The organism is Thioalkalivibrio sp. ALE28 (assembly GCF_000377425.1).
Classification (GTDB): Bacteria; Pseudomonadota; Gammaproteobacteria; order Ectothiorhodospirales; family Ectothiorhodospiraceae; genus Thioalkalivibrio.
Map to the genome: position 1 here is coordinate 184700 of NZ_KB898094.1, position 25744 is coordinate 210443.

27 protein-coding genes and 1 riboswitch are annotated in these 25744 nt (G+C 67.4%); of the genes, 7 read left to right on the plus strand and 20 right to left on the minus strand.

Annotated elements, in window-relative coordinates; translation table 11 throughout:
* Positions 1 to 12: 12 nt before the first annotated feature.
* From fliD to D105_RS0102980, 3 genes are all read right to left on the minus strand, one after another.
* Positions 13 to 1380 (minus strand): flagellar filament capping protein FliD, encoded by a 1368-nt coding sequence (gene fliD / locus D105_RS0102970; RefSeq protein WP_018877439.1) that lies wholly within the window; start codon positions 1378 to 1380, stop codon positions 13 to 15.
* Between the two features lie 478 nt (positions 1381 to 1858).
* Positions 1859 to 2326 carry a flagellar protein FlaG gene (locus tag D105_RS15335; RefSeq protein ID WP_369772636.1) on the minus strand — a complete coding sequence of 156 codons (468 nt, stop codon included), beginning with the start codon at positions 2324 to 2326 and terminating at the stop codon, positions 1859 to 1861.
* A gap of 32 nt (positions 2327 to 2358) precedes the next feature.
* The gene (locus D105_RS0102980) at positions 2359 to 3756 is read right to left on the minus strand and encodes a flagellin (protein ID WP_018877440.1); all 1398 of its coding nucleotides are present in this window, start codon (positions 3754 to 3756) and stop codon (positions 2359 to 2361) included.
* A 618-nt stretch (positions 3757 to 4374) separates the two neighbouring features.
* Between D105_RS0102980 and D105_RS0102985 the strand changes: the two genes are divergently transcribed.
* On the plus strand, positions 4375 to 4674 hold the full coding sequence (locus D105_RS0102985; protein ID WP_018877441.1) for a nucleotidyltransferase domain-containing protein: 300 nt from the start codon (positions 4375 to 4377) through the stop codon (positions 4672 to 4674).
* A gap of 270 nt (positions 4675 to 4944) precedes the next feature.
* Here D105_RS0102985 and D105_RS0102990 read toward each other — a convergent pair whose 3' ends face one another.
* On the minus strand, positions 4945 to 5571 hold the full coding sequence (locus tag D105_RS0102990) for a YIP1 family protein (protein ID WP_026280395.1): 627 nt from the start codon (positions 5569 to 5571) through the stop codon (positions 4945 to 4947).
* A gap of 115 nt (positions 5572 to 5686) precedes the next feature.
* Between D105_RS0102990 and D105_RS0102995 the strand changes: the two genes are divergently transcribed.
* A complete protein-coding gene (locus D105_RS0102995) occupies positions 5687 to 5896 on the plus strand; it encodes a hypothetical protein (RefSeq protein ID WP_018866950.1) in 210 nt (69 codons plus the stop codon).
* Between the two features lie 3 nt (positions 5897 to 5899).
* Here D105_RS0102995 and cobS read toward each other — a convergent pair whose 3' ends face one another.
* The 8 genes from cobS to bluB all read right to left on the minus strand — a co-directional run bounded on the left by cobS (position 5900) and on the right by bluB (position 13335).
* Positions 5900 to 6673, minus strand: a complete 774-nt coding sequence (gene cobS, locus D105_RS0103000) for an adenosylcobinamide-GDP ribazoletransferase (RefSeq protein WP_018877443.1) — start codon at positions 6671 to 6673, stop codon at positions 5900 to 5902.
* Between the two features lie 220 nt (positions 6674 to 6893).
* Entirely contained in the window at positions 6894 to 7460 is a 567-nt protein-coding gene (locus tag D105_RS0103005; RefSeq protein ID WP_018877444.1) for a histidine phosphatase family protein, read from the minus strand.
* Complete coding sequence (gene cobT, locus D105_RS0103010; RefSeq protein ID WP_018877445.1) at positions 7457 to 8518, minus strand: nicotinate-nucleotide--dimethylbenzimidazole phosphoribosyltransferase; 1062 nt, start codon at positions 8516 to 8518, stop codon at positions 7457 to 7459. The genes D105_RS0103005 and cobT overlap by 4 nt, the downstream gene beginning before the upstream one ends.
* A 145-nt stretch (positions 8519 to 8663) precedes the next feature.
* Positions 8664 to 9185 (minus strand): bifunctional adenosylcobinamide kinase/adenosylcobinamide-phosphate guanylyltransferase, encoded by a 522-nt coding sequence (gene cobU / locus D105_RS0103015; RefSeq protein ID WP_018877446.1) that lies wholly within the window; start codon positions 9183 to 9185, stop codon positions 8664 to 8666.
* A complete protein-coding gene (locus D105_RS0103020) occupies positions 9182 to 10669 on the minus strand; it encodes a cobyric acid synthase (protein ID WP_018877447.1) in 1488 nt (495 codons plus the stop codon). Before D105_RS0103020 ends, cobU begins: the two co-directional genes overlap by 4 nt.
* On the minus strand, positions 10666 to 11667 hold the full coding sequence (gene cobD / locus D105_RS0103025) for a threonine-phosphate decarboxylase CobD (protein WP_018877448.1): 1002 nt from the start codon (positions 11665 to 11667) through the stop codon (positions 10666 to 10668). The genes D105_RS0103020 and cobD overlap by 4 nt, the downstream gene beginning before the upstream one ends.
* 16 nt (positions 11668 to 11683) lie before the next feature.
* The gene (gene cbiB, locus D105_RS0103030; protein ID WP_018877449.1) at positions 11684 to 12586 is read right to left on the minus strand and encodes an adenosylcobinamide-phosphate synthase CbiB; all 903 of its coding nucleotides are present in this window, start codon (positions 12584 to 12586) and stop codon (positions 11684 to 11686) included.
* A complete protein-coding gene (bluB, locus tag D105_RS0103035) occupies positions 12583 to 13335 on the minus strand; it encodes a 5,6-dimethylbenzimidazole synthase (protein ID WP_018866958.1) in 753 nt (250 codons plus the stop codon). Before bluB ends, cbiB begins: the two co-directional genes overlap by 4 nt.
* Before the next feature lie 94 nt (positions 13336 to 13429).
* Positions 13430 to 13638, minus strand: a riboswitch (cobalamin riboswitch).
* Positions 13639 to 13784: 146 nt separating this feature from the next.
* Between bluB and D105_RS0103040 the strand changes: the two genes are divergently transcribed.
* The 5 genes from D105_RS0103040 to D105_RS0103060 all read left to right on the plus strand — a co-directional run bounded on the left by D105_RS0103040 (position 13785) and on the right by D105_RS0103060 (position 17836).
* Positions 13785 to 14687: a cobalamin-binding protein gene (locus D105_RS0103040; protein ID WP_018877450.1), complete on the plus strand. Its 903-nt coding sequence runs from the start codon at positions 13785 to 13787 to the stop codon at positions 14685 to 14687.
* A 6-nt stretch (positions 14688 to 14693) separates the two neighbouring features.
* Positions 14694 to 15665 carry an iron ABC transporter permease gene (locus D105_RS0103045; protein ID WP_018866960.1) on the plus strand — a complete coding sequence of 324 codons (972 nt, stop codon included), beginning with the start codon at positions 14694 to 14696 and terminating at the stop codon, positions 15663 to 15665.
* The gene (locus D105_RS0103050) at positions 15665 to 16531 is read left to right on the plus strand and encodes an ABC transporter ATP-binding protein (RefSeq protein ID WP_018877451.1); all 867 of its coding nucleotides are present in this window, start codon (positions 15665 to 15667) and stop codon (positions 16529 to 16531) included. The genes D105_RS0103045 and D105_RS0103050 overlap by 1 nt, the downstream gene beginning before the upstream one ends.
* 5 nt (positions 16532 to 16536) lie before the next feature.
* Positions 16537 to 16902: a hypothetical protein gene (locus D105_RS0103055; protein WP_018866962.1), complete on the plus strand. Its 366-nt coding sequence runs from the start codon at positions 16537 to 16539 to the stop codon at positions 16900 to 16902.
* 85 nt (positions 16903 to 16987) lie between these two features.
* Positions 16988 to 17836 (plus strand): pirin family protein, encoded by an 849-nt coding sequence (locus D105_RS0103060; protein ID WP_018866963.1) that lies wholly within the window; start codon positions 16988 to 16990, stop codon positions 17834 to 17836.
* Between the two features lie 169 nt (positions 17837 to 18005).
* On the opposite strand, the gene glpK is transcribed toward D105_RS0103060, so the two are convergent.
* The 8 genes from glpK to D105_RS0103100 all read right to left on the minus strand — a co-directional run bounded on the left by glpK (position 18006) and on the right by D105_RS0103100 (position 25696).
* Positions 18006 to 19526: a glycerol kinase GlpK gene (glpK, locus tag D105_RS0103065; RefSeq protein ID WP_018877452.1), complete on the minus strand. Its 1521-nt coding sequence runs from the start codon at positions 19524 to 19526 to the stop codon at positions 18006 to 18008.
* A 22-nt stretch (positions 19527 to 19548) separates the two neighbouring features.
* The gene (locus tag D105_RS0103070) at positions 19549 to 19944 is read right to left on the minus strand and encodes a VOC family protein (RefSeq protein ID WP_018866965.1); all 396 of its coding nucleotides are present in this window, start codon (positions 19942 to 19944) and stop codon (positions 19549 to 19551) included.
* Positions 19941 to 20441 (minus strand): 2-C-methyl-D-erythritol 2,4-cyclodiphosphate synthase, encoded by a 501-nt coding sequence (ispF, locus tag D105_RS0103075; RefSeq protein WP_018877453.1) that lies wholly within the window; start codon positions 20439 to 20441, stop codon positions 19941 to 19943. The genes D105_RS0103070 and ispF overlap by 4 nt, the downstream gene beginning before the upstream one ends.
* Positions 20438 to 21184 carry a 2-C-methyl-D-erythritol 4-phosphate cytidylyltransferase gene (gene ispD / locus D105_RS0103080; RefSeq protein ID WP_018877454.1) on the minus strand — a complete coding sequence of 249 codons (747 nt, stop codon included), beginning with the start codon at positions 21182 to 21184 and terminating at the stop codon, positions 20438 to 20440. Before ispD ends, ispF begins: the two co-directional genes overlap by 4 nt.
* Entirely contained in the window at positions 21177 to 21584 is a 408-nt protein-coding gene (gene ftsB / locus D105_RS0103085) for a cell division protein FtsB (protein ID WP_018866968.1), read from the minus strand. Before ftsB ends, ispD begins: the two co-directional genes overlap by 8 nt.
* 193 nt (positions 21585 to 21777) lie before the next feature.
* Positions 21778 to 23055: a phosphopyruvate hydratase gene (eno, locus tag D105_RS0103090; RefSeq protein ID WP_018866969.1), complete on the minus strand. Its 1278-nt coding sequence runs from the start codon at positions 23053 to 23055 to the stop codon at positions 21778 to 21780.
* 66 nt (positions 23056 to 23121) lie between these two features.
* On the minus strand, positions 23122 to 23964 hold the full coding sequence (kdsA, locus tag D105_RS0103095) for a 3-deoxy-8-phosphooctulonate synthase (protein ID WP_018875546.1): 843 nt from the start codon (positions 23962 to 23964) through the stop codon (positions 23122 to 23124).
* A gap of 64 nt (positions 23965 to 24028) precedes the next feature.
* Complete coding sequence (locus tag D105_RS0103100; RefSeq protein WP_018875547.1) at positions 24029 to 25696, minus strand: CTP synthase; 1668 nt, start codon at positions 25694 to 25696, stop codon at positions 24029 to 24031.
* Positions 25697 to 25744: the final 48 nt, after the last annotated feature.

Consider the following 25744-nt stretch of genomic DNA (forward strand, 5'->3'; position numbering starts at 1 on the left):
TAGGCGGCGCGACTATCGACGAGAATTGTTCTGGGCCAGCGGCATATTCGCCAGCTGCCCCATCAGGAAATCGCCCGTGCTCTGCATCTGCGCCACGGCGCTGTCCATCCGCGAGAACTGCCCGATCAGGCGTTGTTCCATGCGCTCGAGACGGACCTCGAGGTCCTCGCGCTGCTGCCCAATCCGCTCCAGGTCATTGCGCAGCCCGTCCGTACGCGCATTGATCAAACCTTCCGGCCCAATAAAGCTGTTGGTGACCTCCTGCATCCGGCCACCAACCTCGCGCACGATCTCGGTGACCCGGTCGAAACCGTCCGTCTCCATTGCCCGGTCAAAGCGTGCACCGTCAAACGAGAGCGTCCCATCGCGGTTGGATACGATCCCGAGCTCCGCCAGTGTCTGCGCATTGGCGTCTGGCACTTGGGCCGGGTTCATCAATGCATTACCCAGACGGCTGCGAATCCCTCGTACCGTGCTGTCCCCCGTCAGGACCGATCCCTCTTCCGAGTCCGGATTGAACGAGGTCAGCTCACGGGTCTGGCCAACCAGGGCGTTATACGATTCGACAAAACCCTGCAGGGCCTCGCGCAGCTGGTCCTGGTCTTCGCTCACCGAAACGGTCACCGGCGACGCGGACGTCCCCCGCAGCTCGATGCTCAGGCCCTCGATCGTGTCGTCCAGCGTGTTCGTCGGGCTAGTCACGGTCAGCCCGTTGATCACGGCCACCGCATCGCGGGCCTCTTGCGTGGTTTCCAGGTTGTCGCTGGCCAGGCGGCCGAGACCCTCGTTGGTCGCCGCCGTGTCCCCGTTCACCGCGACCGAGATCGTGTTATCGGCACCCGTCTCCGTCGCGTTCAGGACCAGGCGCGCGCCACTGCCGTCATTCACGATGGAGGCCGTGACACCGCCCCCGGCCTCGTTGATCGCATTGCGCACGTCCCGCAGGGTATCGCCTTCTTCCACGTCGATGGTGATGGCGTTCCCGCCGCCCACGCTGATCTCCAACTGACCGGCACCCACCTCGGCATCCCCGTCGGCGAACTGCCCCGCCGCGGTGGCCACGCTTTGCGCCTGCGCCAGCTGATCCACCTGCAGCGAGAAATTGCCATTCGCCGCCGTGCCGTCGGACGTCACGCTGGCCACACTGGAGTCCGACACCTCTGCGGACTGGGACAACTCGAATCCAGCCAGCTGGCCCAGACTCCCGCCCAACTGCTCCACGCCGTTCGTCAGATTGCCGAATGCCGAGATCTGCGCCTCGATCCGCCCTTCCCGGCGATCGAACCGCTGCTCCTTCGGGACGCGTTCGGCGTTGATCAGGTCGCCCACGATCTGATTCAGATCCAGCCCCGAACCGACACCCAGTGAACTAATGGCCATGGTCTTTCTGCTCCTCGGCGCCCGGCGTCCCGGACCCTTTGCACGTGCGATATATCTATTTACGACAGCCTAGCCCAAAACTTGAGCCCGCCGCAGGAAAACCGCCTCAAAATCGGCATACCGCGCCCCGACTTTATCCCCCGGAAAATCCCGTCATTGCGAGCGAAGCGAAGCAATCTCCAGAACCTGGCACCTAGCCGACACGCACACCTGCCACAATCATCCCCAAGCCCCAGGCCGTAACCCAGGAAACTGCAAAGCAGTTATCCGGGATCTACCACGCCTAGCGAATCCCGCCGCTTGGGATAGCCCCGTCTCCAGAGATACCGGCTCGACGCTCCGCTCCGGCCGGGATGGCATGGAGGGGGTGGTCAAGAAGGGGTAAGCAGCCACGCCCAGACGCCGGAACGAAAAAAGCCGGACCCGTTGCCGGGCCCGGCTTCACAACACATCACGCTTGCAGGTGTAACAACAGCCTTCAGGCCTTGTCCGCCAGCCCCGTGCCGCCGAGCTCCTGCTCGGTCTGGAACTGTTCCACCAGGGCCAGTACGGCCTCCGGCGGGATCTGGCGGATCACCTCTTCGCGTTCTCCGTCCATCACTGTAATCACCGTGCGGCCGCTGCTGTCGTCCACGCTGAACTCCAGCGCCCGCTTCGTGGATTGCAGGTAGGAATTGATCGACTCGACCACCTGGTTGACCTCGTCCATGTCCATGGCCTCGATCGCCGGTCCGGTGGAACCACGAGCCGTTGATTCCGTATTACTGTCCGCACGAACCACGGCCTCCGGCCGCCCTTCGCCACGAACAAGACCCGCGCCGGAACCAGGAGCCTTGGCCCCCTCGCCCCCGCGCGGGTTCACTGCAACCAGCGGTGATGTGATATTGCCGATTCCATCACTCATATCGCTGTCCTCTTCAGAAGGGGAGGATGGCGCCCTCGCCATCCTCCCTCAACCAGAAGCCCGAGTGATCGAGCTTACTGCAGCAGGGCCAGCACGTTCTGCGGAACCGCGTTGGCCTGCGAAAGCACCGAGGTACCCGCCTGCTGCAGCACCTGGGCGCGGGTCAGCTCGGCCGTCTCGGCCGCGAAGTCCGCATCCTGGATCCGCGAACGGGCGGCGGACAGATTCTCCGAGGAGATCTCCAGGTTGGAGATGGTGTTCTCGAAGCGCACCTGAACCGAACCGAGCTCAGCTCGGAGACCATTTACTTGCTGAAGTGCAAGGTCAATTGTCCGAATCGTATCCGTGGCTTCCTGTCGTGTCGCTACGCTAACTCCATTCAGTGTGAAATCCTGACTAGCCACGCCTTCCAGGCCAAGCTCTGTGTCATCGGTTCCCGCGACATCGATATTCGTACCAATTTCCGCTTGGAGCTCGATCCCCCGAGCGAACACATCTGACTCCCCGGAACCGACGCCTGCAATCTCAAGGCCTCCACCGTCAACTACGGAGATTTCGATATCGGCATCTGACTCAAAAACGAGCTCACCGTTATCTACAGAGGCTGTAACACCCGTCTGCGAGGAACGCGCATTGATGCTCTCAGCAATGTCGTCGACGCCATCATCATCAGCAATCGAGATAGATACGCCGTTGATTTCCACCGCGCCAGCTGCCGTCGGCTCAGTGAAACCCAAGTCGTTGGCAGTTTCGACCCCAGAAGTGCGAACCGCCTGCACTCCGGTATCACCGAATTCCTGATTGATGGCGTTCACGACGTCATCAAGGGAGGTGGCCTCAGAAAGGTCAATTTCTACACCGTTGACCGTGATATCAGCCAAGTCACCAGCGCTGATACCATCACCTGCGGTACCGCCAGTAATCGCGTTGAGGGAAACAGCATCACCTTCGATCACTTCCCCACCCAATTGAGAACCACGCGCATCCACACCATCGACGGAGATAGTCTGATTACGATTCGCACCCACTTGGAAGATAAGATCTTCCAGAGATCCGTCCAAAATCCGGGTACCATTGAACTCAGTCGAATTGGCCACTCGATTGATTTCTTGGACCAATTGCTCAACTTCGTTGTTCAGCGCCTGCCGATCCGATGCAGAGTTAGTATCATTCGCAGACTGAACCGCCAGCTCACGAATACGCTGCATTGCATCACCGACAGTACCCAGAGCACCCTCTGCAGTCTGCGCGAAGGAGATCCCGTCATTGGCGTTACGCACGGCCTGGTTCAAGCCGCGGATCTGGGTGGTAAACCGCTCGGCGATGGCCAGACCGGCCGCGTCATCCTTGGCGCTGTTGATACGCAGGCCCGAGGACAGACGCTCCAGGCTCTGAGCCAGCGCGCCCTGGGAGTTGTTCAGGTTGCGCTGCGCGTTCAGGGAAAGAACGTTGGTGTTGATTACTTGGGACATGATCGCTCTCCTGTAGAGTCGTTCGTCACCGCCTCGGGCGGTTCTGGTGAACGGGCCGATCCCCGCTCTCAGGACCCTTAACGACCTGCCCTACAGAACCTTTAGCCCATCGTTGAAATTTTTTTCACCGCGGGTGGCAAATCGTTGCCGCTCGCGCCGCATGCGCCCTCCAACCCGCCACAGCCACGCCATCATCCGCACCACACACCCCGCCGTCACCCCAGCCGCATCGCAGCGGAGAGCCGGGACCTCCAGACGCCGGACCAGCCCCCAACCGACGGGCAGCCCGCACTGCAGAGATCCCAGATAACCGCTGCGCGGTTTGCGGGGTGGCGGTTCTGTGGAAGAAAGTTACGGAAACGGGGACCACGGGCCGGCCACCCCAGGGTGGCGACCACATCCCGTCATTGCGAGGAGCCGCAGGCGACGTGGCAATCGGCTGCATGTGGCAAGCCGTTTGATTCCCGCACACTTGCTCATTCCGAGCGATTGCTTCGTCGCTGCGCTCCTCGCAATGACAGGGGTGTGGTGGATTCGCGGCGGGTTCGCAGGATGACGGTGGTGGTTGGAGGCGAGACGGTTCGGGTATGTGACCCAGGGCCTTGATATACTTGAGCGATGCGCCTGAGCGACGAACAACAGACGGTTATCCGCGAGGAAGTGGCCCGTGCATTCGGGCCGGATGCAAACGTGAAGCTATTCGGCTCGCGCGTGGACGATACCGCGCGCGGTGGCGACATCGACCTCTACATCGAGGCGGACGGCACCCCGGATGACCTGCTGGACCGGGAACTCAACCTGTACGTCGCACTGCAACGCCAGCTGGGCGAACGCCGTGTGGATATCGTCGTACACCCACGCGGCGCGCCGCACCGCCCCATCGATACGCATGCCGACCGCACGGGTGTCGCCCTGTGACCGTCACGACGCCACCGCAGCGGCTCGCGCGGCTGATTAATCTGATGGATCGTGAGGACGAGTACCTGCTCGGCGTTTCAGAGGCTTTGTACACAGGCCCCGGAACTCAACCTTGGCTCCGCACCACCCACGCAACGCGATAGCCCCCACCGCCGGTACCGCTCCTGTAGGAGCCCAGCCCCCTGGGCGATTTCTTTCATCGATGCCAGATGTCCGACCCGATCGCCCAGAGGGCTGGCCTCCTACAAGTGTTGCCCCGACAACGGGGGCTCAGATCAGCCAGGTGGTGCCGATGCGGTGCTCGGGGGTGGCGCCGGGGATCAGGTCCATCAGGGCCCAGCCAAAGATGAGTGTGATGAAGGCGCCGCAGAAGACGGTGGCCACGAACAGGCCGATGCGGTTGCCGCGGCGCAACCCGAGGATGCCGCGCAGCGACCAGTACAGCAGCCACAGCGAATACAGAATCAGCAGCAGTCCGATGCCGTTGCCCCACGGCCAGGGAAAGGCGGCGGCGACCTTGGCGACCCAGGCCGGGAGCAGGCCGATACTGACCGCCAGCATGGCCCGGTCCGGGTCCCCGCGCCCCTGGAAGAGTTCGGCCAGGTAGTGCGCGGACCACGCCAGGCCCAGCACACCGATACTCATGGCGAGCACGCTGTAGACGCCAAACCCCCATACCCCGGGCATCGCCTCCGGCGGCAGCCCGGTGGGGATGAGCTGATACAGCCACTGACTGACGATCACGCTGAGCAGCAGCACCGGGAACGCCAGACGCAGAAAGATCTGCCACCAGGGCGGTGCCGGCTCGATCGCCTGGGCGTCGCGCACGACCGCCAGCGGGTTCACGAGCGAGCGCAGCGTCATGCGAGCCGGATAAAATCTCACGGGAACAGTCATCGGCAAATTATGTGGCAGTTACGTGACCATTCGATGACAGGCTTTCGCTGGTTTCCGAGATGTACCATCTACTCCTGGGCTGGGAGACGCATCAGTGGCTCGGTTGACGATTCGTTTGCCTGACGAAAAGTACGAACGCCTGAAGGCGCTGGCACGCGAACGTGGCACTAGCGTCAATCGGCTCGTGGACGAGATGGCCACGTTGATGATTGCTGAACACGATGCGGAAACTCGTTTCCGAGTGCGCGCCCAGCGTGGTCAGGGCCGGGAACAGGAAGGTCTGGCACTGCTGGACAAGGCGATGGGAGGGCCCTCGCCGGATTGAGGGCTAATAAAGCCCGAGCGCCAGCACGAGGATGACCAGCACGGAGGTCTCCACCAGCTCCAGCGTGGCGCCGGCGGTGTCGCCGGTGAAGCCGCCCAGCCAGTGTTTCAGGAGGCGGGTGGCACCCCACATCAACGCTCCGGCGGCGAGGAGGGCCACGATCACGCCCCACAGTCCGGACACCAGCCCCAGCACCAGTACCAGCAGGGCCGCGACACCGACCGTGCCCTTCGCGGCCCCGCGCGGCAGGTGTTGCGCCATCTCGGCCCCCAACCCCACCGGGTTCACGTAGGGAGTGGTCAGAAACAGCACCGGCGGCACCAGACGCGCCAGCACGATGGCGAGCAGGACGGCCATCCACGCGCCGGCTTCGACCACGGCCACCAGTGCCGTGCCCTTCAGCGCCAGCACCAGGATCATTGCCGCAACGGCCATCGGACCGCAGGCCGGGTCCTTCATGATCCCGCGGGCGCGCTCCGGATGGCGTTGCCCCCCGACCCAGGCATCCACCGTATCTGCCAGCCCGTCCAGGTGCAGGGCGCCCGTCAGGGCCACCCAGAACGTCAGCACCAATGCCGCGACAAGGAGCGTCGGCGCGCCGGGAATGGCGGACAGCCCGATGCCGACGATCACCACGATCAGCCCCAGGATGAGCCCGACCAGCGGATAGGTCAGTACCGAACGCCCCAGATCCTCGGGGCGCGGCTCCAGCGCGGGGGTCGGCAGGCGTGTGAGGAACTGGATGGCCAGCCAGAGGGGCGTCATCACGGGATTCATGAAGGTGTCCGTCCGGTTTCTGGCGCCACAGGTTCGCATCCACAAGGGGGGTGACGACCCGGGATACCCGGGCCTGCCGTAGGAGCGTGCTTGCACGCGAAGCCCCTGCCCGCGCCCGACTGTGGCAGGGGCTTCGCGTGCAAGCACGCTCCCACAAAACCTCCCGCAAGGGCCAGGGGGCGGCCTGTTACCGGGACTAGGTGCATTACGGGACGGAACGTCATCGGTAGGCCTGCCATGGCTCGACAATATGCAGGGACGCGAGCGGGACGTCGATACTCAGGAGTTCTTCCAGCGGCCAGCCCTCGTGCAGGGCGCGGATCAGGCGGATGACACCGCCGTGGGCGATCATGAGGACCTGCTCCCCTTCGTTGGGGGCCAGGTCATTCCAGCCGGCGACCACACGCTCGCGAAACGCTCGAAGCGACTCGCCATTGGGCGGCGCATGATTCAGCGGGTCTTCCCAGAAACGGCCCAGGGCATTGGCCTGCGTCTCCATCAGCGCCGCCGCTGTTCGGCCTTCCCAGTCGCCGAAGTCGAGTTCGGCCAGGCGTTCGTCCACGGCGAGTGGCACGCCTGCCTGCCCGGCGAACGCCTCGGCAGGCCCGAGGCATCGCATCAACGGCGAGCAGACGACGCGATCCCAGTCTGCGTCACGCGCGAGTGTCTCGCGCATTGCGTGCCAGCCTGCTTCCGTCAGCGGGACATCGCTGCCACGCCCACAAAACCCCTGGCCCGTGGTCTCGCCGTGCCGCAGCAGGCCGATGCGTGTGGCGTCCGTGCTCAACTGCCCTCTCCGCTCACACCCGCCTCGGCGAAAGTCGCCATCCCCGAATGCAGCTCGCAGGCCAGGCGCAGCAGGGGCACGGCGGTGGCCGCCCCGCTCCCCTCGCCCAGGCGCATGCCGAGATCGAGCAGTGGCTCGGCTGCCAGCGCCTGCAGCAGTCGCTGGTGGCCCGGCTCCGCCGAACTGTGGGCGTAGAAGAACCACTCCGCGGTGCCCGGGCACAGGCGTTCCGCCATCAGCGCCGCCGAGGTGCTGATGAAGCCGTCCACCAGTACCGGCAACCCGATCTGTGCTGCGGCGATATAGGCGCCGGCCAGGCCCGCGATCTCGAAGCCACCCAGACAACGCAGGCTACCCAGTGCATCGCCGCGCACGTCCACGTGAGTGCTCAACGCCTGTTCGATCACCTCGGCCTTGTGGCGCACGCCATTGGCATCCAGACCCGTGCCGGGCCCGGCCAGATCGGCCGGCGGCAGGTCCAGCAATGAACAGGCAAGTGCGGCGGCCGCCGTGGTATTGCCGATGCCCATCTCGCCACCGATGAACAGTTGCGCCCCGCCTCTTCGGGCGCGCTCGGCGCACTGACGGCCGGCATTCAGCGCGCGTTCCAGCTGCGCTGGCGTCATCGCCGGCTCACGGGCCAGGTTGGCGGTGCCGGGGCCCAGGTTGAGCTGCTGCACGCCGCTGACGGCCGGTGGCTGCGCCACGGTACCCAGGTTAATCACCTCGATGGACGCGCCCAGGTGCCGCGCCAGCACCGAGATCGCCGCGCCGCCGTTCGCGAAGTTCGCGACCATCTGCGCGGTCACCGCCTGGGGGAAACGCGAGATCCCTTCGGCGACCACGCCATGGTCACCGGCGAACACCGCGATGTGCACCTGCTCCAGCGTCGGTTGGCCCACGCCCTGCATGGCGGCCAGGCGTTCGGCGATCGCCTCCAGCTGGCCCAGTGAGCCGGGCGGCTTGGTCAGCTGGGCCTGCCGCTCGGCCGCTGCGCGGCGCGCCTCGGCACTCAGGGGCGCCGGCGGCACCTGCAGCCAGTCACAGTCTTCGGTCACATGTTCTCCCTATTCGATCCGTCTTCGCGGGCAAGCCCGCTCCCACAAACAAACTCGCTCCCACAAAGGCATGTGCGACAGCCCTGTGGGAGCGGGCTTGCCCGCGAACCCTCGTCACCCTGGCTACAGCAAAGCCCGCCCTGGATCACAGAAGTTGACCCTTGAGCACATGCGGGAGGCCGGCGACGGTGAGGACCACGCGGTCCATTCCCGGGGCCAGGCGCTGGTGCAGCCAGCCGGCCTCGTCGGCGAAACGGCGGGACAGTGCATCCATCGGGGTAATGCCCATCCCCGTCTCGTTGGAGACGAACACCAGCGTGCCCGGCAAGCCCGGGATCGTCTCGATCAGGGCCTCGCGCTCGCGTTCGATCCGGGCCTCGTCCTCGGTGCACAGGAGCTGGGTCAGCCACAGGGTCAGGCAATCGACCAGCAGGCACTGGCCCGGGCCAGCGGCCTGTTCCAGTGCCCGCGCCAGCCCCGTGTCGGCCTCGACCAGGCGCCAGTCACCGGGGCGGTCGGCGCGATGACGCTCGATTCGGCGCGCCATCTCGGCGTCGTCGGCCCGTGCCGTGGCGACATAGGTGACCGGCAGGCCGGATTCCGCCGCCAGGCGTTCGGCCAGCCGGCTTTTGCCAGAACGCACGCCACCCAGGACCAGGGTCTTCATGCCACCGGCTCCGTGGATACAGCCCCCAGCAGGGCCAGTACACGCTTCATGTCCAGGTGTTCCTCCAGGGTATCCGCCAGGCGTGCAAGACCGCGTTCGCGCGCCGCGGACAGGTCTTCTCCCTGTCCCGAACCGGGCCGCATACCCGCCCAGTGCAGCAAGGCATCGGCGGCCTCCGAACGGTCGAATACGCCATGCACGTAGGTACCGGCCACGGTGCTGACCTCATTGCACGCGCCATCTGGCCCATGCGCCAGATACAAAAGCGGCCGCTCCAGTCCGGGTCCGGTCGTGATGCCCGCATGAATCTCGTAGCCTTCCACGCCTGCCTCCCGGCCCAGCACACGATCCCCGTGAACACGCTCCAGACGCTTCTCGGGGGCCAGGCGGGTCTCGATATCGAGCCAGCCAAGCCCCGGCGTGGAGCCGGGCCGGCCCTCGACGCCGTCGGGGTCGTGCACGGCGCGCCCCAGCATCTGGAAGCCCCCACAAATGCCCAGCACCTTGCCACCGTAGCGCACATGCCGTTGCAGCGCGGCCTCCCAGCCCTGATCGCGCAGCCAGGCGAGGTCGTCGCGCACCGACTTGGAGCCCGGCAGGATCACCAGATCCGCCGGCTGCAACGACTCGCCGGGCCCGACAAACCGCAGATCCACCGCCGGGTCCAGGCGCAGCGGGTCGAAATCGGTGTGGTTGGAGATACGCGGCAGGGCCGGGACGACCACCTTCAGCGCATCCGTAGCCTTCTCCGGCACTGCCTCGCGCGGCAGGGCGTCCTCGGCATCCAGATAAAGCCCGTGCAGGTACGGGAGCACACCGAGTACCGGCTTGCCGGTCTCCTGCTCCAGCCAGTCCAGACCCGGCTGCAGCAGTCCGACATCACCGCGAAAACGGTTGATCACGAAGCCCTGCACCCGCGCGCGTTCGGTCTCGCTCAACAGCGCCAGCGTGCCCACCAGATGCGCGAACACCCCGCCCCGGTCGATATCCGCGACCAGGATCACCGGGCAGTCCACCGCCTCGGCGAAGCCCATGTTGGCGATATCGCCCGCGCGCAGGTTGATCTCCGCCGGCGAGCCCGCGCCTTCCACCAGCACGTGGTCGTACTGATCGGCCAGGCGCCCGTGCGACGCCAGTACCGCCTCGCGGGCCACCGGCTTGTAGTCGTGATAGGCCCGCGCATCCAGTTCCGCCGCGGGCCGCCCGTGGATGATCACCTGCGCGCCCTGGTCCGAGCTGGGCTTGAGCAGTACGGGATTCATGTCCGTATGCGGTTCCAGGCCGCAGGCGGCGGCCTGCAGGGCCTGGGCCCGGCCAATCTCGCCGCCATCGGCGGTGACGGCGCTGTTCAGCGCCATGTTCTGCGGCTTGAACGGCACCACCGACAGTCCACGGCGGTGCAGCACCCGCGCGAGCCCCGCCACCAGCACGCTCTTGCCGGCATCCGAGGTCGTCCCCTGCACCATCAGCGTCGTGCCCGTCATGCCCGCTGCAGCCCCGCTTCGAGACGCTGCCACTCGGCCGCGTCACCCGGCAGGCCAAACCGAAGACTCCCGGGCGCATCGAATCGACGCACCAGGATGCCCTGCCGGCCCAGATGGTCCTGCCAACCCGCGGGATCATCCACCCGGCACCACTGGAACAGCGCGGTGCCGCCGGTGGGCGCCAGCCCGTGCGCGCGCAGCCGTTCCGCCAGGCGCTGGCCGCGCGCCTGCAGGAGGCTACGTGTCTCGGCCTGCCAGGCGCGGTCGGTCAGCGCCCGGGTAGCAACCCAGCGCGAAGGTCCGGCGAGGCCCCATGGACCCAGACGGGCGGCCAGCTGCGCGCGCATCGCGTCGTCGGCGATCACGAACCCGACCCGCGCGCCCGCCAGCCCGAAGAACTTGCCGAGAGAACGCAGCACCACCAGGCCTTCGCGCGGTGCGTCCTGCGCGAGACTGGCCCCCGGCGTCACATCCATGAAGGCCTCGTCCACGATCAGCCAGCCACCACGCGCGGCCAGTTCCGCATGCCAGGCCAGCAGGTCCGCACGTTCGAAGCACTGACCCGTCGGGTTATTCGGGTTGACCAGCACCAGCACGTCCAGATCGGGCAGCGCGGCGGCGATCGCCTCGCCACTCAGCGGGCGTACCGTGTGCCCGGCCTCGCGCCAGGCCCGGGCGTGCTCGTTGTAGCTGGGTTCGAGGATGCCGACGCGCGCCGTACCCGGGCGCAGCGCCGGCAACAACTGGATCGCCGCCTGCGAGCCCGCGACGGGCAAAAGGGCTGCGGTGCCGTAATAGTCAGCAGCCGCGGCCTCGAGCCCGTCCTCCGGTTCCGGCAGCCGCGCCCAGACCCACTGCGGGACCTCGCCCACGGGATAGCCATGCGGGTTGATGCCGGTGGAAAGATCCAGCCACTCGGTTGCCGGAATGCCGTAGCGCGCAGCCGCCTGGCGCACACCACCCCCGTGCACCTGCACGAGCGCCCGGGATTCGGGCATGGGAGCCTTCTGCGGATCAGAACAGGACAACGACAATCACCCCCATCACGATGAACGCCATCCAGATCGCCAGCGCCCGGTCCACCAGCGCCACCGCCTGGCGAATGCCCGCGGCATCGGCCAGGCGGCCCATGCCCAGGCGCGGGCGCCACTCGCGCTGGCCGCCATAGGGCGCCGGGCCGCCCAGCACCAGGCCCAGCGCACCGGCCCCAGCGGCCATCACCGGCCCGGCATTCGGGCTCTTCCATCCGGCGGCTTGTTCACGCCAGCACTGCAATGCGTCCCGCCCGCGCCCCGCCAGGGCATAGGCCAGGGCCGTCAGACGCGCCGGGATCAGGTTCATGGCGTCATCCAGCCGCGCGGCCGCCCAGCCGAACGTGGCATACCGCTCGTTACGGTACCCCCACATCGCATCCAGGGTGTTGACCAGCCGGTAGGCCACCACGCCCGGTGCCCCGGCGACCAGGAACCAGAAGATCGTGGCAAACAGCGCATCGTTGCCGTTCTCCAGGACCGACTCGATGGTCGCCCCGCTCACCCCGCGCACGTCCAGGGCCTCCGTGTCCCGACTGACCAGCATCCCCACGCCCGTGCGGGCACCGTGCAAATCATCCGTCTCCAGGGCCCGCGCGACCACCTCGGCGTGTTCGTCCAGGCTGCGCCAGCCGATCGCCAGGGTCAGGATCGCCAGCGACAGCAGCCAGCCCCACGCCAGCGACGCCCCCAGAGCGGCCAGCGCCACCCATGGCAGGACCAGCGCCGCGAGCAGCAACGCCCCGCGCAGGCGACTGGGCGCATGCCAGCGGGACTCGGCCCAGGCCGCCAGCCGACCGAACCCGGCCAGCGGGTGGAACCGCCGCGGATCGCCGAACAAGCGATCCAGGATCAGGGCGCCCATCAGGATCAGGAAGGCGCTCATGCGCTGTCGGATCCGGTCCGTTCGTCCGCCCCGTGTCCGGTGCCTGCCGCATCCTGGTCGGCTGCCAGCTCGCCGCGCACGCCCCAGCGATCCTGAAAGACCAGTTCTTCCAGGGGCCGCCGGCGATCCCAGCCCGCGGTCTCCAGCATCGGCCGGTCGTAGAAACGCTCCACATGGCCGAGGCACAGCACCGCGATCGGATAGCCGCCCTCCGGCATGTCCAGCTGCCGCGCCAGCCAGTCCGGATCGAACAGCGAGACCCAGCCCATGCCCAGCCCCTCCGCGCGGGCCGCCAGCCACAGGTTCTGGATCGCGCAGGCCGCCGAGCACAGGTCCATCTCCGGTAGCGTACGGCGCCCCAGCACATAGCGTTCGCGGTCGTCGGTCAGGGCCACGACCAGCAACTCCCCCGCCTCGCGGATCCCTTCCAGCTTCAGGCGGTGCACCTCCGCCGCGCGCTCCCCGCAGGCCTCGGCGGTGCGGGCCTGCTCGTCCGCGGCGTGGGCATGCAGGGCCTCGCGCAGCGCCGGGTCGGTTACCCGCAGGAAGCGCCAGGGCTGCATGTACCCGACGCTGGGGGCGCGGTGGGCGGCCTCCAGCAGCCGGCGCAGCGTAGCGCGATCCACCGGATCCGGGCGGAAATGGCGCATGTCGCGGCGTTCCCCGATCACGCGATAAACCGCCTCGCGCTCGGCCGAGGCGAACGCGTTCGGATGCCCTTCTGTCGGTTTGGGATCTGGGTTCGTCATGCGTTTCCGTCGGGGCGACGGCACGGCGAAACCACGAAGGAACGGGCACCGCAGATAGTGCCCGTGCCCTCGATCGTTGCCCGCCGCACGATCGCAGGATGCGTCATCACCAGGCCGGTCTCCGGGCTTGCGAGCGTCGGCGGGTGCCGATGCCGCAGACGCCTTCCCGTGACCCGTGGGGACACAGTGGCCAAGCCTGCGGTGTGGTTCGCCGCTCACTTACCGTTGCGGGGGCAGCGCCGGATTGGCACCGGCTTCCCGTTTCACCTGCGCATTGCAGGCACCTGATACTAGCCGCCGTATGATACGCGTTCGGCGCGCCCCCGACCAATTTGGGCACCAAACCATCTTGTGCATGCTGCTATGATGAAACGCTTTTGCGGCTTGCGCGCACTACCGCAGACGTCCTCCATTCGACCTCGCAACAGCGCCACAACCACCGGATTTTTATGAATTTCAAGACCCTCGGACACTCCTCCGCCCTGCTCGTCGCGACGTTGCTTTGCACGGCGCCGGCACTGGCCGACCCGGTCTCGGTGACCGACGACGACGGTCACGAGGTCCGGCTGGAACAACCCGCCGAGCGCATCGTCAGCCTCGCCCCGCATATCACCGAGGTCCTGTTCGCCGTCGGGGCTGGCGACAAGCTGGTGGGCGCGACCCAGCACAGTGACTTCCCGCCGGAGGCGGAGATGCTTCCCCGCGTGGGCGGCTACAGCCGCATCGATATGGAGCGCGTCGTGCAGCTCGATCCGGACCTGGTCGTTGCCTGGCGCAGCGGAAACTCGCAATCCCAGATCGAACACCTGCGCGAGCTCGGCTTCCACGTCTACGTGTCGGAGCCCCGCAGCTTCGACGGTGTGTCCGCCAGCATGCGCCGCATGGCACAGCTCGCCGGCACCGAGACGCAGGGCGACGAGGCGGTGCGAAGCTTCGAGGAGGCGATCGACACCCTTCGCCAGGACTACGCCGAGCGCGACCCGGTACGCCTGTTCTATCAGGTGTGGGAACAACCCCTGATGACGGTGAACGACGACCACCTGATCAGCGAGGCGATCCGCCTGTGCGGCGGGGTGAACGTATTCGGCCACCTGGATCGCCTGGTCCCGCGCATGGATCGCGAGGCGGTCATCGAGGCCGATCCGGAGGTTATCATTGGCGGCGGCATGGGCGAGGATCGCCCCGACTGGGTCATCGCCTGGACGCAATGGGAGGACATGACCGCGGTCCAGCGCGACAACCTGTTCTTCATCCCGCCGTCCCTGCTGCAGCGCCATACCCCGCGCATCGCCGAGGGCACCCGCCTGATGTGCGAGGAGCTCGAGCGGGCCCGACTCCGCCGGGTGGACTGACCCCTCGTGACCCGCGCCTTCCTCCTTGCCGCCGCGGTCCTGCTGCCGGCGTCGCTGCTGGCGGTGCTGATCGCGCTGGCCTTCGGCAGTGTCGCGATCGCGCCCGGCGACCTGCTGGCGGTGATGCTCGGCGAGGGCAGCCGCCTGCACGACACGCTGGTGCTGGAGCTGCGCCTGCCGCGCGCCCTGGCGGCCTTTGCCGCAGGCGGGTTGCTGGGTCTGGCCGGCGCGCTGATGCAGGTGCTGCTGCGCAACCCGCTGGCCGATCCCTACGTGCTGGGCCTCTCCGGCGGCGCCTCCGTCGGCGCCCTGCTGGCGATGCTCGCGGGCCTGTCGATGTTTTCCGTCTCCCTGGCCGCGTTCGCCGGTGCCCTGCTGTCCACGGTGATCGTGTTCGGCCTGGCACACGGTACCGGCAGCTGGACCCCCACGCGCCTGCTTCTGACGGGCGTGGTGGTCGCGGCGGGCTGGGGCGCCATGATCAGTTTCCTGCTCGCAGTCAGCCCGACGGCCGAGCTACCGGGCATGCTGTACTGGCTGATGGGCGATGTGTCCCACGCGCGCAACCCCTATCCCGCCTGGATCCTGCTGGTGCTGGTCGTGTTCCTCGCCCTGCCGCTGGGCCGCACGCTGAATGTGCTCGCGCGCGGCCCGATGCAGGCCGCTGCACTCGGCGTGGCGGTTCGCCCGGTGGAATGGAGCATCTATGTCGCCGCCGCGCTGATCACCGCGACCGCAGTCATGCAGGTCGGCGCGGTCGGCTTTGTCGGGCTGATCGTGCCGCACATGCTGCGCCTGGTCTTCGGCAACGACCAGCGCGTGATCCTGCCGGCCTCCGCGCTGGGCGGCGGCATCCTGCTGACGCTGGCCGACACCCTCGCCCGCACCATGATCGCCCCGGAGCAGTTGCCGGTCGGCGTAATCACCGCGATGCTGGGGGTCCCCGTGTTCCTGTTCCTGCTGTACCGGAGCCGCTGATGGCACCCCGTCCACCCATCGCCCCCGCCCACAGCCGGCCGCATGAAGCCCCGGGCCTGGGTGCACGCAGCGTCCACCAGAAGCCGGGCCCGGATACGCTGCTTGCCACCCGCGACCTGGTGATCGACATCCCGGGGCGCGCACCCGGCGCCCCGCTGGAACTGACCGTCGACCCCGGGCAGTGTTGGGGCATCCTGGGCCCCAACGGCGCGGGCAAGAGCACGCTGCTGCAAACGCTCGCCGGCCTGCGGACCGCACGCGCCGGCACCATCGAGGTCCGGGGCCAGGCAATCACCCGCCTGCCCCGCGCGGAACTGGCGCGGCGCATCGGCCTGGTCTTCCAGACCCACCACGACGGCTTCCCCGCGACGGTGCTGGAGACCGCGCTGATCGGTCGGCACCCCTACCTGCGCCCCTGGGACATCGAGACCTCCGAGGATTACGCCCGCGCCCGGGCCGCCCTGGCGGAGATGGACCTCTCCGACCTGGAGCACCGCATGGTGGACACGCTCTCCGGGGGCGAGCGGCAGCGCCTGGCCATCGCCACCGTGCTGACCCAGGACCCCAGCCTGCTCCTGCTGGACGAGCCCACCAGTCAGCTGGACCTGCATCACCAGGTCGCCGTGCTGAACCGCGTGCAGGGCATCGTTGCCCAGGCGCACCGGGCCGCCGTACTGGTCCTGCACGACGTCAACCTGGCCGCGCGCTACTGCGACCATCTGCTCCTGCTGTTCCCCGACGGCCAGGCATGCTGGGGCCCGACCGCCACCATGCTCGTGCCCAGTGCCCTGGAACGCCTCTACAACCAGCGCCTGAGCGTAGGCGAGGTCGACGGCCTGCCCGTGTTCCTGCCGCGCAACGAGTGACCGCCATGGAATTCTTCCGCAACCTGCCCGCGACCCTGGATGCCGAAACCTTGCAGCGGCGGCTGAACGTCCCCGCCCTGCCCGCTCACAGTGATGCCATCGACACGCTGATCCAGGACAACGGTCCCGATGCCGGCGTGGTCTACTGCCTGTGGGGCGAGTTCCGGGTGCACCGCGAGGTCATCAACGGTGGCGTGCGCCTGTCCCTGCCCGACTGCCCCAACGGCCTGGCCTGGACGCTGACCACCGGGCACCCGCCCGACCCGCAGGCCGTCGTCCTGCACCTGACCATCAACCGTCAGGAACACGATCCCGATTTCATCGAGAGCCTGGAGGCGTTTGCCGATTCCTGGGATCTGTCCACCGCCTGACAAAAGGCCCCATGACGGGAAACGATGCAATTTTCTTTTCGTTTCATGGTCGGTATGGTGCAGACCTGTTGCGAAGGAGAACGCCATGAACCCGACACCGCCGGACAGCGTGAAGACCTCCCATCCCACCCAGGACGGGGCCGGGGTGAAGATTCGGCGCATCCATGACTTTCGTGGCGGGCTGGACCCCTTCCTGATGCTGGACGAGCTCAAGGCAAGCGCGCGCGAGGACTACATCGGCGGCTTTCCCGCCCACCCGCATCGCGGCTTCGAGACCCTGACCTATCTGGTCCATGGCGGCCTGACCCATGAGGACTCCATGGGCAACCAGGGCCGCGTGGAGGCCGGCGAGGCCCAGTGGATGAGCGCCGGCCGCGGCGTGATCCACTCCGAGATGCCCCTGCTCGACAGCGAAGGCCTGCACGGTTTCCAGTTGTGGGTGAACCTGCCCGCCCGGCGCAAGATGGACCCGCCGCGTTATCGCGACGTGCACGCCGACGCAATGCGCCACCTGCCGGAAGACGACGATCCGCTGCGCTTCAAGGCCATTGCCGGATCCTGGCAGACCAGTGCCGGGGATACCGAGGGCCCGCTGGCGCAGATTGGCGAAGGCGCCGCGATGGCCGACCTGACGCTGCCCGCCGGCTATCGCCTGTCACTCGCCGTGCAGCTCGAGGACCGCGTGCTGGCCTATGTGTTCGACGGCGAGCTCATCGGCCTGCAAACCGGCCAGATGGGTGTGTGGAGCGGCCAGACCCAGATCCACCTGATCGCCCAGCAGGATGCCCGCGTGCTGCTGTTCAAGGGGCGGCCGCTGGGCGAACCGATCGCGCATTACGGCCCCTTCGTGATGAACACCTCCGACGAGATCGAACAGGCCATCAGCGACTACCAGTCCGGCCAGCTCGCCGCCGAACCGGCCAGCATGGACTGAGCCCCGGGCCCAATCCGGGCCTGGCAGGGGCTTCGCGGACAAGCCCGCTTCCACAGTGATCTGGGCCGGGCTGCCTGTCGAAGCCATCGCTCTACCTGCAGCCCCCTGTGGGAGCCGCCTTGGCGGCGAAGCCCCCGCCCGCGTCGGCGAGGCCCCAGACCATCACCCGCTACGGCGTCGAGTCGCTGTCGTCCTCGCGCGCCCAGCCCATCGTGCGCTTCACGGCCTTCTTCCAGCCGCGGTAGTACTGTTCCCGCGTGGCCGCGTCCATCTGCGGCTCGAACACCCGGTCCAGCCCACCCTTCTGCACCAACTCGTCACGGGTCCAGAAGCCGACCCCCAGCCCCGCGAGCCAGGCGGCCCCCAGCGCGGTCGATTCGGTCACCGCCGGGCGCTCGACCCGCACCCCGAGCATGTCGGCCTGAAACTGCATCATCACGTTGTTGGCCACGGCCCCGCCGTCGACCCGCAGGGCCTTCAGCCCGATCCCGGCGTCCTGCGCCATGGCATCGATCACATCGCGTGTCTGATAGGCCAGCGCATCCAGCGTAGCGCGGGTGATGTGCTCCTTGCGCGTTCCACGGGTCAGGCCGAAGATGGCGCCGCGCGCGTACATGTCCCAGTACGGCGCACCCAGCCCGGCGAACGCGGGCACCACGTAGACCCCGTCGGCGTTCGCCACCTTGCCCGCGTAGTACTCGGAATCCTCGGCCGCGTCGATCAGGTGAAGCTCGTCGCGCAGCCACTGGATCGCGGCCCCGGCGATGAAGATCGAACCCTCCAGCGCGTATTCCACCCGGCCGTCCAGCGACCACGCGAGGGTGGTGAGCAAGCCGGATCGGGACTCCACCGGCGTATCGCCCGTGTTCATCAGCAGAAAACAGCCAGTCCCGTAGGTGTTCTTGGCCATGCCGGGCTCGAAACAGCCCTGGCCGAACAGGGCCGCATGCTGGTCCCCCGCCACGCCGGCGATCGGGACCTCCGCGCCGCCGAACATCTCGGCGCCGGTCACGCCCAGCACGCCACTGGAGTCCACCACCTCGGGCAGCATCGCGCGCGGGACCCCGAACCGCTCCAGCAGCTCGGAATCCCATTCCAGGGTGTGAATGTTGAACAGCTGGGTGCGCGCGGCATTCGTCACATCGGTCACGTGACGTTCCCCGCGGGTGAGGTTCCAGATCAGCCAGCTGTCCACGGTGCCAAAGGCGAGTTCGCCCCGTTCCGCGCGCTCGCGCGCCCCGTCCACGTGATCCAGGAGCCAGCGCAGCTTGCTGGCCGAGAAATAGGCATCCACGACCAGACCGGTACGCTCGCGCAGCAGGCCCTCGAGGCCCTGCGCCTTCAGTCCGTCGCAGAACGCGGCGGTACGCCGGTCCTGCCACACGATCGCATTGGCGATCGGCTCCCCCGTGGCGCGGTCCCATACCACCGTGGTCTCGCGCTGATTGGTGATGCCGATCGCCGCCAGTCGGGAGGGCTTGATGCCGCGCGTCTCCAGTACTTCGCGCGCCACGCCGATCTGGGTACCCCAGATCTCCATCGGGTCGTGTTCCACCCAGCCGGGCTGCGGATAGATCTGGGCGAAATCCTTCTGCGCCACGCCGACGATCGTACCCGCGCGGTCGAACAGGATGGCCCGGCAACTGGTCGTGCCCTGGTCCAGGGCGAGGATGTAGCGCGCGTCGCTCATGAGGGGACTCTCTCTGGCCGATTCAGGCACCGTCCTCGATCAGCTCGATGGCGTTGCCGTCGGGATCCCGTACGAATGCCGCGGGGCGGCCGGAGCGACTGCGTTCCACCGCAAACCCCGCGGCCTCCAGCCGCGCGGCGAAGGTCTCCAGCTCATCCACGCGCAGCGCCAGGTGGCGGTCCTGCCCACACCGTACCGCACGCTCGGTCGGGTCCGGGTTCGGCACCCGCAGCAGGTGCAGGGCCTGGCCGTTGCCGAGGTCGTACCACAGCCCCGGAAATCCGAGTTCGGGCCGCTCCAGCGGCGCCAGCCCAAGGTGGTGCCCGTAGAACTCGCGCGCGGCCTGAACGTCCGCAATGACCAGGCTGGCGTGATGCAGGCCGAGGACTCCCGCATTCCCGCGCCCGGCCCCGGTCATACCCGCAGCATCCCCGAGGCCGGTTCCAGCAGCACGATTGCCTGCGCCGCCACGCCCTCCTTGCGCCCGGTGAACCCGAGATGTTCGGTCGTCGTGGCCTTCACGCTGACGGCCTCGGGCACCAGGCCGGTATCCGCGGCGATATGATCGCGCATGGCGGGGACGTGCGGCGCCAGCTTCGGCGCCTGCGCGATCACGGTGGAGTCAATGTTGACCGGGCGCCAGCCGGCCGCCGCGACGCGCTGGAGGACCTCCCGCAGCAGGGCGCGGCTGTCCGCGCCGCGGAACGCGGGATCGGTATCCGGAAAGTGCTGCCCGATATCGCCCAGCGCAGCGGCGCCGAGCAGGGCATCGCAGACGGCATGGAGCAGCACGTCGCCGTCCGAATGCGCGACGAAGCCACGCTCGAACGGGATATGCACGCCGCCCAGGACCAGGTGATCCCCTTCGCCGAAGGCGTGCACGTCGAAGCCCTGGCCGATGCGCAACCCGCTCATGCGCTGAACCGTCCTTCCAGCCGGCCCTGCTGCATCAGGTAGAGACGGGCAAGCTCCAGATCTTCCGCCCGCGTGATCTTGATATTCATCGCCGAACCCTCGATCAGCCGCGGGGCCTGCCCCAGAAACTCGATCGCGCTGGCCTCGTCAGTCACTGCATGACCCGCATCGCGTGCGCGCGCATTCGCTTCTCGCAGCATCCCCAGCCGGAACATCTGTGGGGTCAGGGCGCGCCAGACCCGCTCCCGGTCCAGCGTCCGCTCCACGCGGCCGCCGCCATCGCTCCACTTGATGGTGTCGTTACTGGGGCTGGCCAGCAACCCGCCCACCGCGTCATCCCGCAACTCACGCAGCAGGCGGTCCACATCCGCCTGCGGCAGACAGGGACGGGCCGCATCATGGACCAGCACCCAGTCGTCCTCGTGCGCCCGGTCGGCCAGGAAATCCAGGCCGTTCTGCACGGAATCCACCCGCTCCGCTCCGCCGGCGGCACGGAACAGCCGCCCGCCCGCCAGCGGCAGATCCAGGGCGTCGGGATCCACGTCGGGTCCCAGCACCAACACCACGCCGCGAATGCGCGGATGCTCGAGGAAGATCGAGAGGGTATGCGACAGGATCGTCCGCGAACCCAGCGTCAGGTACTGCTTGGGACGGTCGGACCCCATGCGCCGGCCAATGCCGGCCGCCGGGATCAGTGCCCAGAAGGCCGGTTCGCGCGCCGCTGCGCCCCCGGTGTCAGCCATCAAAGGGATCCTCGGGTGGCAGGGTGTCGGTGGCCGGCTCGGCCTCCTCGGGCACCCGTGAGTCGGGACCGGGCTCGGTCTGCCCGGCCGATCCGGGGAGCGGCTCGATGTCCAGCGTGGCGGGTTCGTCCTCGCCCACCACGAAGAAGAAGACCTCGTCCTCGCGGATCATCCCCAGGTCGCGCCGCGCCCGTTCTTCCACCGCCTCGGTTCCGCCGCGCAGGTCTCGCACCTCCGCCTCCAGGGCCTGATTGCGCTGCTCCAGTTCGGCGTTCGAGGCCCGCTGGCGCTCGACCTGCTCGCGCAGGTCGCGCACGTCGCGCCAGCTCCCCTCGCCCAGCCACAGGGGCCATTGCAGTGCCAGCAGCACAAGCGCCAGCCCGATCAGCAGGCCGCGCATCACCCGCACTCCATCGACTTGAACCCAAAGAAAAGCCCTCGCCCGCGCACCGCGCCGAGCGCGGGTACAACGGAACGAGGGCTTTTACGAGTGGCCGGCATGCCCGGCATTCTACGAGGCCCGGACGCCCCGGGACAGGAACCGCGCCGCAGGCTGCGGACTGCATCCTCGACACGGCCGCCCCGCAACCGCCTCAGCGCCCGAAGGTGAACGCCGACATACCCGGGTAGCTGGCCCGGCTCCCCAGGTGTTCCTCGATCCGGATCAGCTGGTTGTACTTGGCCACCCGGTCGGAACGCGACAGTGAACCGGTTTTGATCTGGCCGGCTCGCGTGGCAACCGCCAGGTCCGCGATGGTGACGTCCTCGGTCTCGCCCGAGCGGTGCGAGATCACCGCTGTGTAGTTGGCCTTGCGCGCCAGTTCGATCGCTTCCAGCGTCTCGGTGACGGTGCCGATCTGGTTGAGCTTGATCAGGATGGAGTTCGCGATGTCCTTGTCGATGCCTTCCTGCAGGATGCGCGTATTGGTGACGAACAGGTCGTCGCCCACCAGCTGCACGCGCTTGCCCAGGCGCTCGGTCAGGGTCTTCCAGCCATCCCAGTCATCCTCGGCCATCCCGTCCTCGATGGTCAGGATCGGGTACTGGTCCACCCAGTGCGCGAGATAGTCGGAGAATTCGTCCGCCGAGAAGGCCTTGCCCTCGGAGTCCAGGTGGTAGCGGCCGTCGCGGTAGAACTCGGAGCTGGCGCAGTCGAGGCCGATCCAGATGTCCTCGCCCGCCTTGAAGCCGGCATTGTGGATGGCCTCCAGGATCACCTCGATCGCCGCGGAATTGGACGGCAGATCGGGGGCGAAGCCACCCTCGTCGCCCACCGCCGTGGCCAGGCCGCGCTTGGCCAGGACCTTCTTCAGCGCATGGAAGACCTCGGCGCCGTAGCGCACCGCCTCGCGCACCGAGTCCGCGCCCACCGGCAGGATCATGAACTCCTGCATATCCACGCTGTTGTCCGCGTGGGCCCCGCCATTGATGATGTTCATCATCGGCACCGGCAGCAGCGTGGCGTCTTCCCCGCCCAGCGTCTCGAACAGCGGCTGCTCGCGATCGGCCGCGAGGGCATGCGAGGTCGCCATGGAGACGGCCAGCAGGGCGTTCGCCCCCAGGCGCGACTTGTTCTCGGTGCCGTCCAGTTCCAGCATGCGGCGATCCACCGCGGTCTGGTCGAGCTCCATGCCGCGCAGCGCGTCGCGGATCTCGCCGTTCACGTGGCTCACCGCCTTCAGTACGCCCTTGCCCCCGTAGCGCTTCTCGTCATCGCGCAGCTCCAGGGCCTCGCGGGCCCCCGTGGAGGCACCGGACGGGACCGCCGCGCGCCCCATGGCGCCGGAATCCAGGACAACATCGGCCTCGACCGTCGGGTTGCCCCGGGAGTCGATGATCTCGCGGGCGTGAATCTCCGCAATCTGGGACATGCTCTCTCCTTGAAAAGTACCCGCCCGGACGGAGCCGCCCGGGACGCATTATCGAAAAATCGGGGGTCAGCCGAGGCCGTATTCCGCCTCCGCGAACGGCTGCGCCTTGGTCGCGGCGTCCAGCGCCTTCAGCGTCTGCAGCAGCTCGGCCATCTTTGGCAGCGGCCACGCATTGGGCCCATCCGACAGGGCCCTCTCGGGATCCGGGTGGGTCTCCATGAACAGCCCGGAGACCCCGGCCGCCACCGCGGAGCGCGCGAGCACCGGTACGAACTCGCGCTGGCCACCGGAGGACGCGCCCTGCCCACCCGGCTGCTGCACCGAATGGGTCGCGTCGAAGACTACCGGGCAGCCGGTCTGGCGCATCTGGGCCAGGCCGCGCATGTCGGAGATCAGGGTGTTGTAGCCGAACGAAACCCCGCGCTCGCAGACCATGATCTGGTCATTGCCCGCCTCGCGCGCCTTGTCGACGACATTGCCCATGTCCCAGGGTGCGAGGAACTGGCCCTTCTTGATATTCACCGGACGCCCCTGGCGCGCCACATTCTGGATGAAGTTGGTCTGACGGCAGAGGAACGCCGGCGTCTGCAATACATCCACTACGCTGGCGACCTCGTCCAGCGCCGTGTCCTCGTGCACGTCAGTCAGTACCGGCACGCCGATCTCCGATTTCACCTTGTCGAGGATGCGCAGACCCTCGGCCATGCCCAGGCCGCGGAAGCTCCGGGTGGACGACCGGTTGGCCTTGTCGAACGACGACTTGTAGATGAACGGGATGCCCAGGTCATCCGCCATCGCCTTCAGGGCCCCGGCCGTCTCCAGCGCCATGGCCTCGGACTCGATGACGCAGGGTCCGGCAATCAGAAAAAAGGGCCGGTCGAGGCCGACTTCAAAACCACAAAGCTGCATGTCCTGTCCTGTACGGCGGCCGCCACCCTCCGGGCACGGCCGCGAAAAATCGTGTATCGGCGCCCTATTCCGTCAGCGCCGTGGTGGTTTCGGGTTCGCGCGCTTCCTGGTAGTCCCGGGCGGCACGCACAAAACCGGTGAACAGCGGGTGGCCATCGCGCGGCGTGGAGGTGAACTCCGGGTGGAACTGGCAGCCGACAAACCACGGATGCCCCGGGAGTTCCACGGCCTCCACCAGTTCGCCGGATTCCGACACGCCCGAGATGCGCAGCCCGGCCGCCTCCAGCCGTTCGCGGTAGGCGTTGTTGAACTCGAAGCGATGGCGGTGGCGTTCTTCCACCTTTTCGCGACCATAGGCCTCGGCAATGCGCGAACCGGACGACAGCCGCGCACTCTGGGCTCCCAGGCGCATGGTGCCGCCCAGGTCGCTGTCGGCATCGCGCCGCTCGATACGGCCTTCCTGATCCTGCCACTCGGTAATGAGCGCGATCACCGGATGCGGGGTATCGGGCGCGAATTCGGTGCTGTGCGCGCCTTCCAGGCCCGCGACATCGCGCGCGAACTCGATCACCGCGACCTGCATGCCGAGGCAGATCCCGAGATAGGGCACGTCGTGTTCGCGTGCGTAGCGCACCGCGGCGATCTTGCCCTCCACGCCGCGCTCGCCGAAGCCGCCCGGCACCAGGATGGCATCCAGGCCCTCGAGTTCCCGTGCGGCCTCGTTCTCGGCGCCTTCCAGTTTCTCCGAGTCGAGATAGCGGATCCGGACGCGGGTGCCGACCTGTACCCCGGCATGGGTCAGGGCCTCGTTCACGGACTTGTAGGATTCGGTCAGGTCCACGTACTTGCCGATCATGCCGACGGTGATCTCCGACTCCGGGAACTCCATGGCATTGACCACGTGTTTCCAGTCCGAGAGGTCCGCCTGCGGCGCCTCGATATGCAGCTTGCGCAGCACGATCTCGTCGAGCTTCTGCGAATGCAGCCAGAGCGGGATCTTGTAGATGTTGTCCACGTCCACCGCCGAGATGACCGCCTTCTCCTCGACGTTGGTGAACAGCGCGATCTTGCGCCGCTCGCCGTCCGGGATTGCCTGGGTCGAGCGGCACAGCAGGATATCCGGCTGGATCCCGATGGAACGCAGTTCCTTGACCGAGTGCTGGGTTGGCTTGGTCTTGATCTCGCCCGCGGCCTCGATATACGGGACCAGCGTCAGGTGCATGAACAGGGCATTCTCGTGGCCGAGTTCCACGCCCATCTGGCGGATCGCCTCGAGAAACGGCAGGGACTCGATGTCGCCCACGGTGCCGCCAATCTCGATCAGCGCGATGTCGGCATCGCCCGCCCCTTCGTGGATCGAGCGCTTGATCTCGTCGGTGATATGCGGGATCACCTGCACGGTGCCACCGAGGTAGTCCCCGCGGCGTTCCTTGCGGATCACGTTCTCGTAGATCTGGCCGGTGGTGAAGTTGTTGCGCCGCGAGGTACGGATGCGCACGAAGCGCTCGTAATGCCCCAGGTCCAGGTCGGTCTCGGCGCCGTCGTCGGTGACGAAGACCTCGCCGTGCTGAAACGGGCTCATGGTGCCTGGATCGACGTTGATATACGGATCCAGCTTGAGCAGGGTCACCTTGAGCCCGCGGGCCTCGAGGATCGCCCCCAGCGAGGCGGATGCAATACCTTTGCCCAGAGACGAGACCACGCCTCCGGTGATGAAAACAAAACGCGTCATGCGGGAAACCTGGCTGGGAGCTGACAAGCGCCCCGTCCCGGCGCGAAC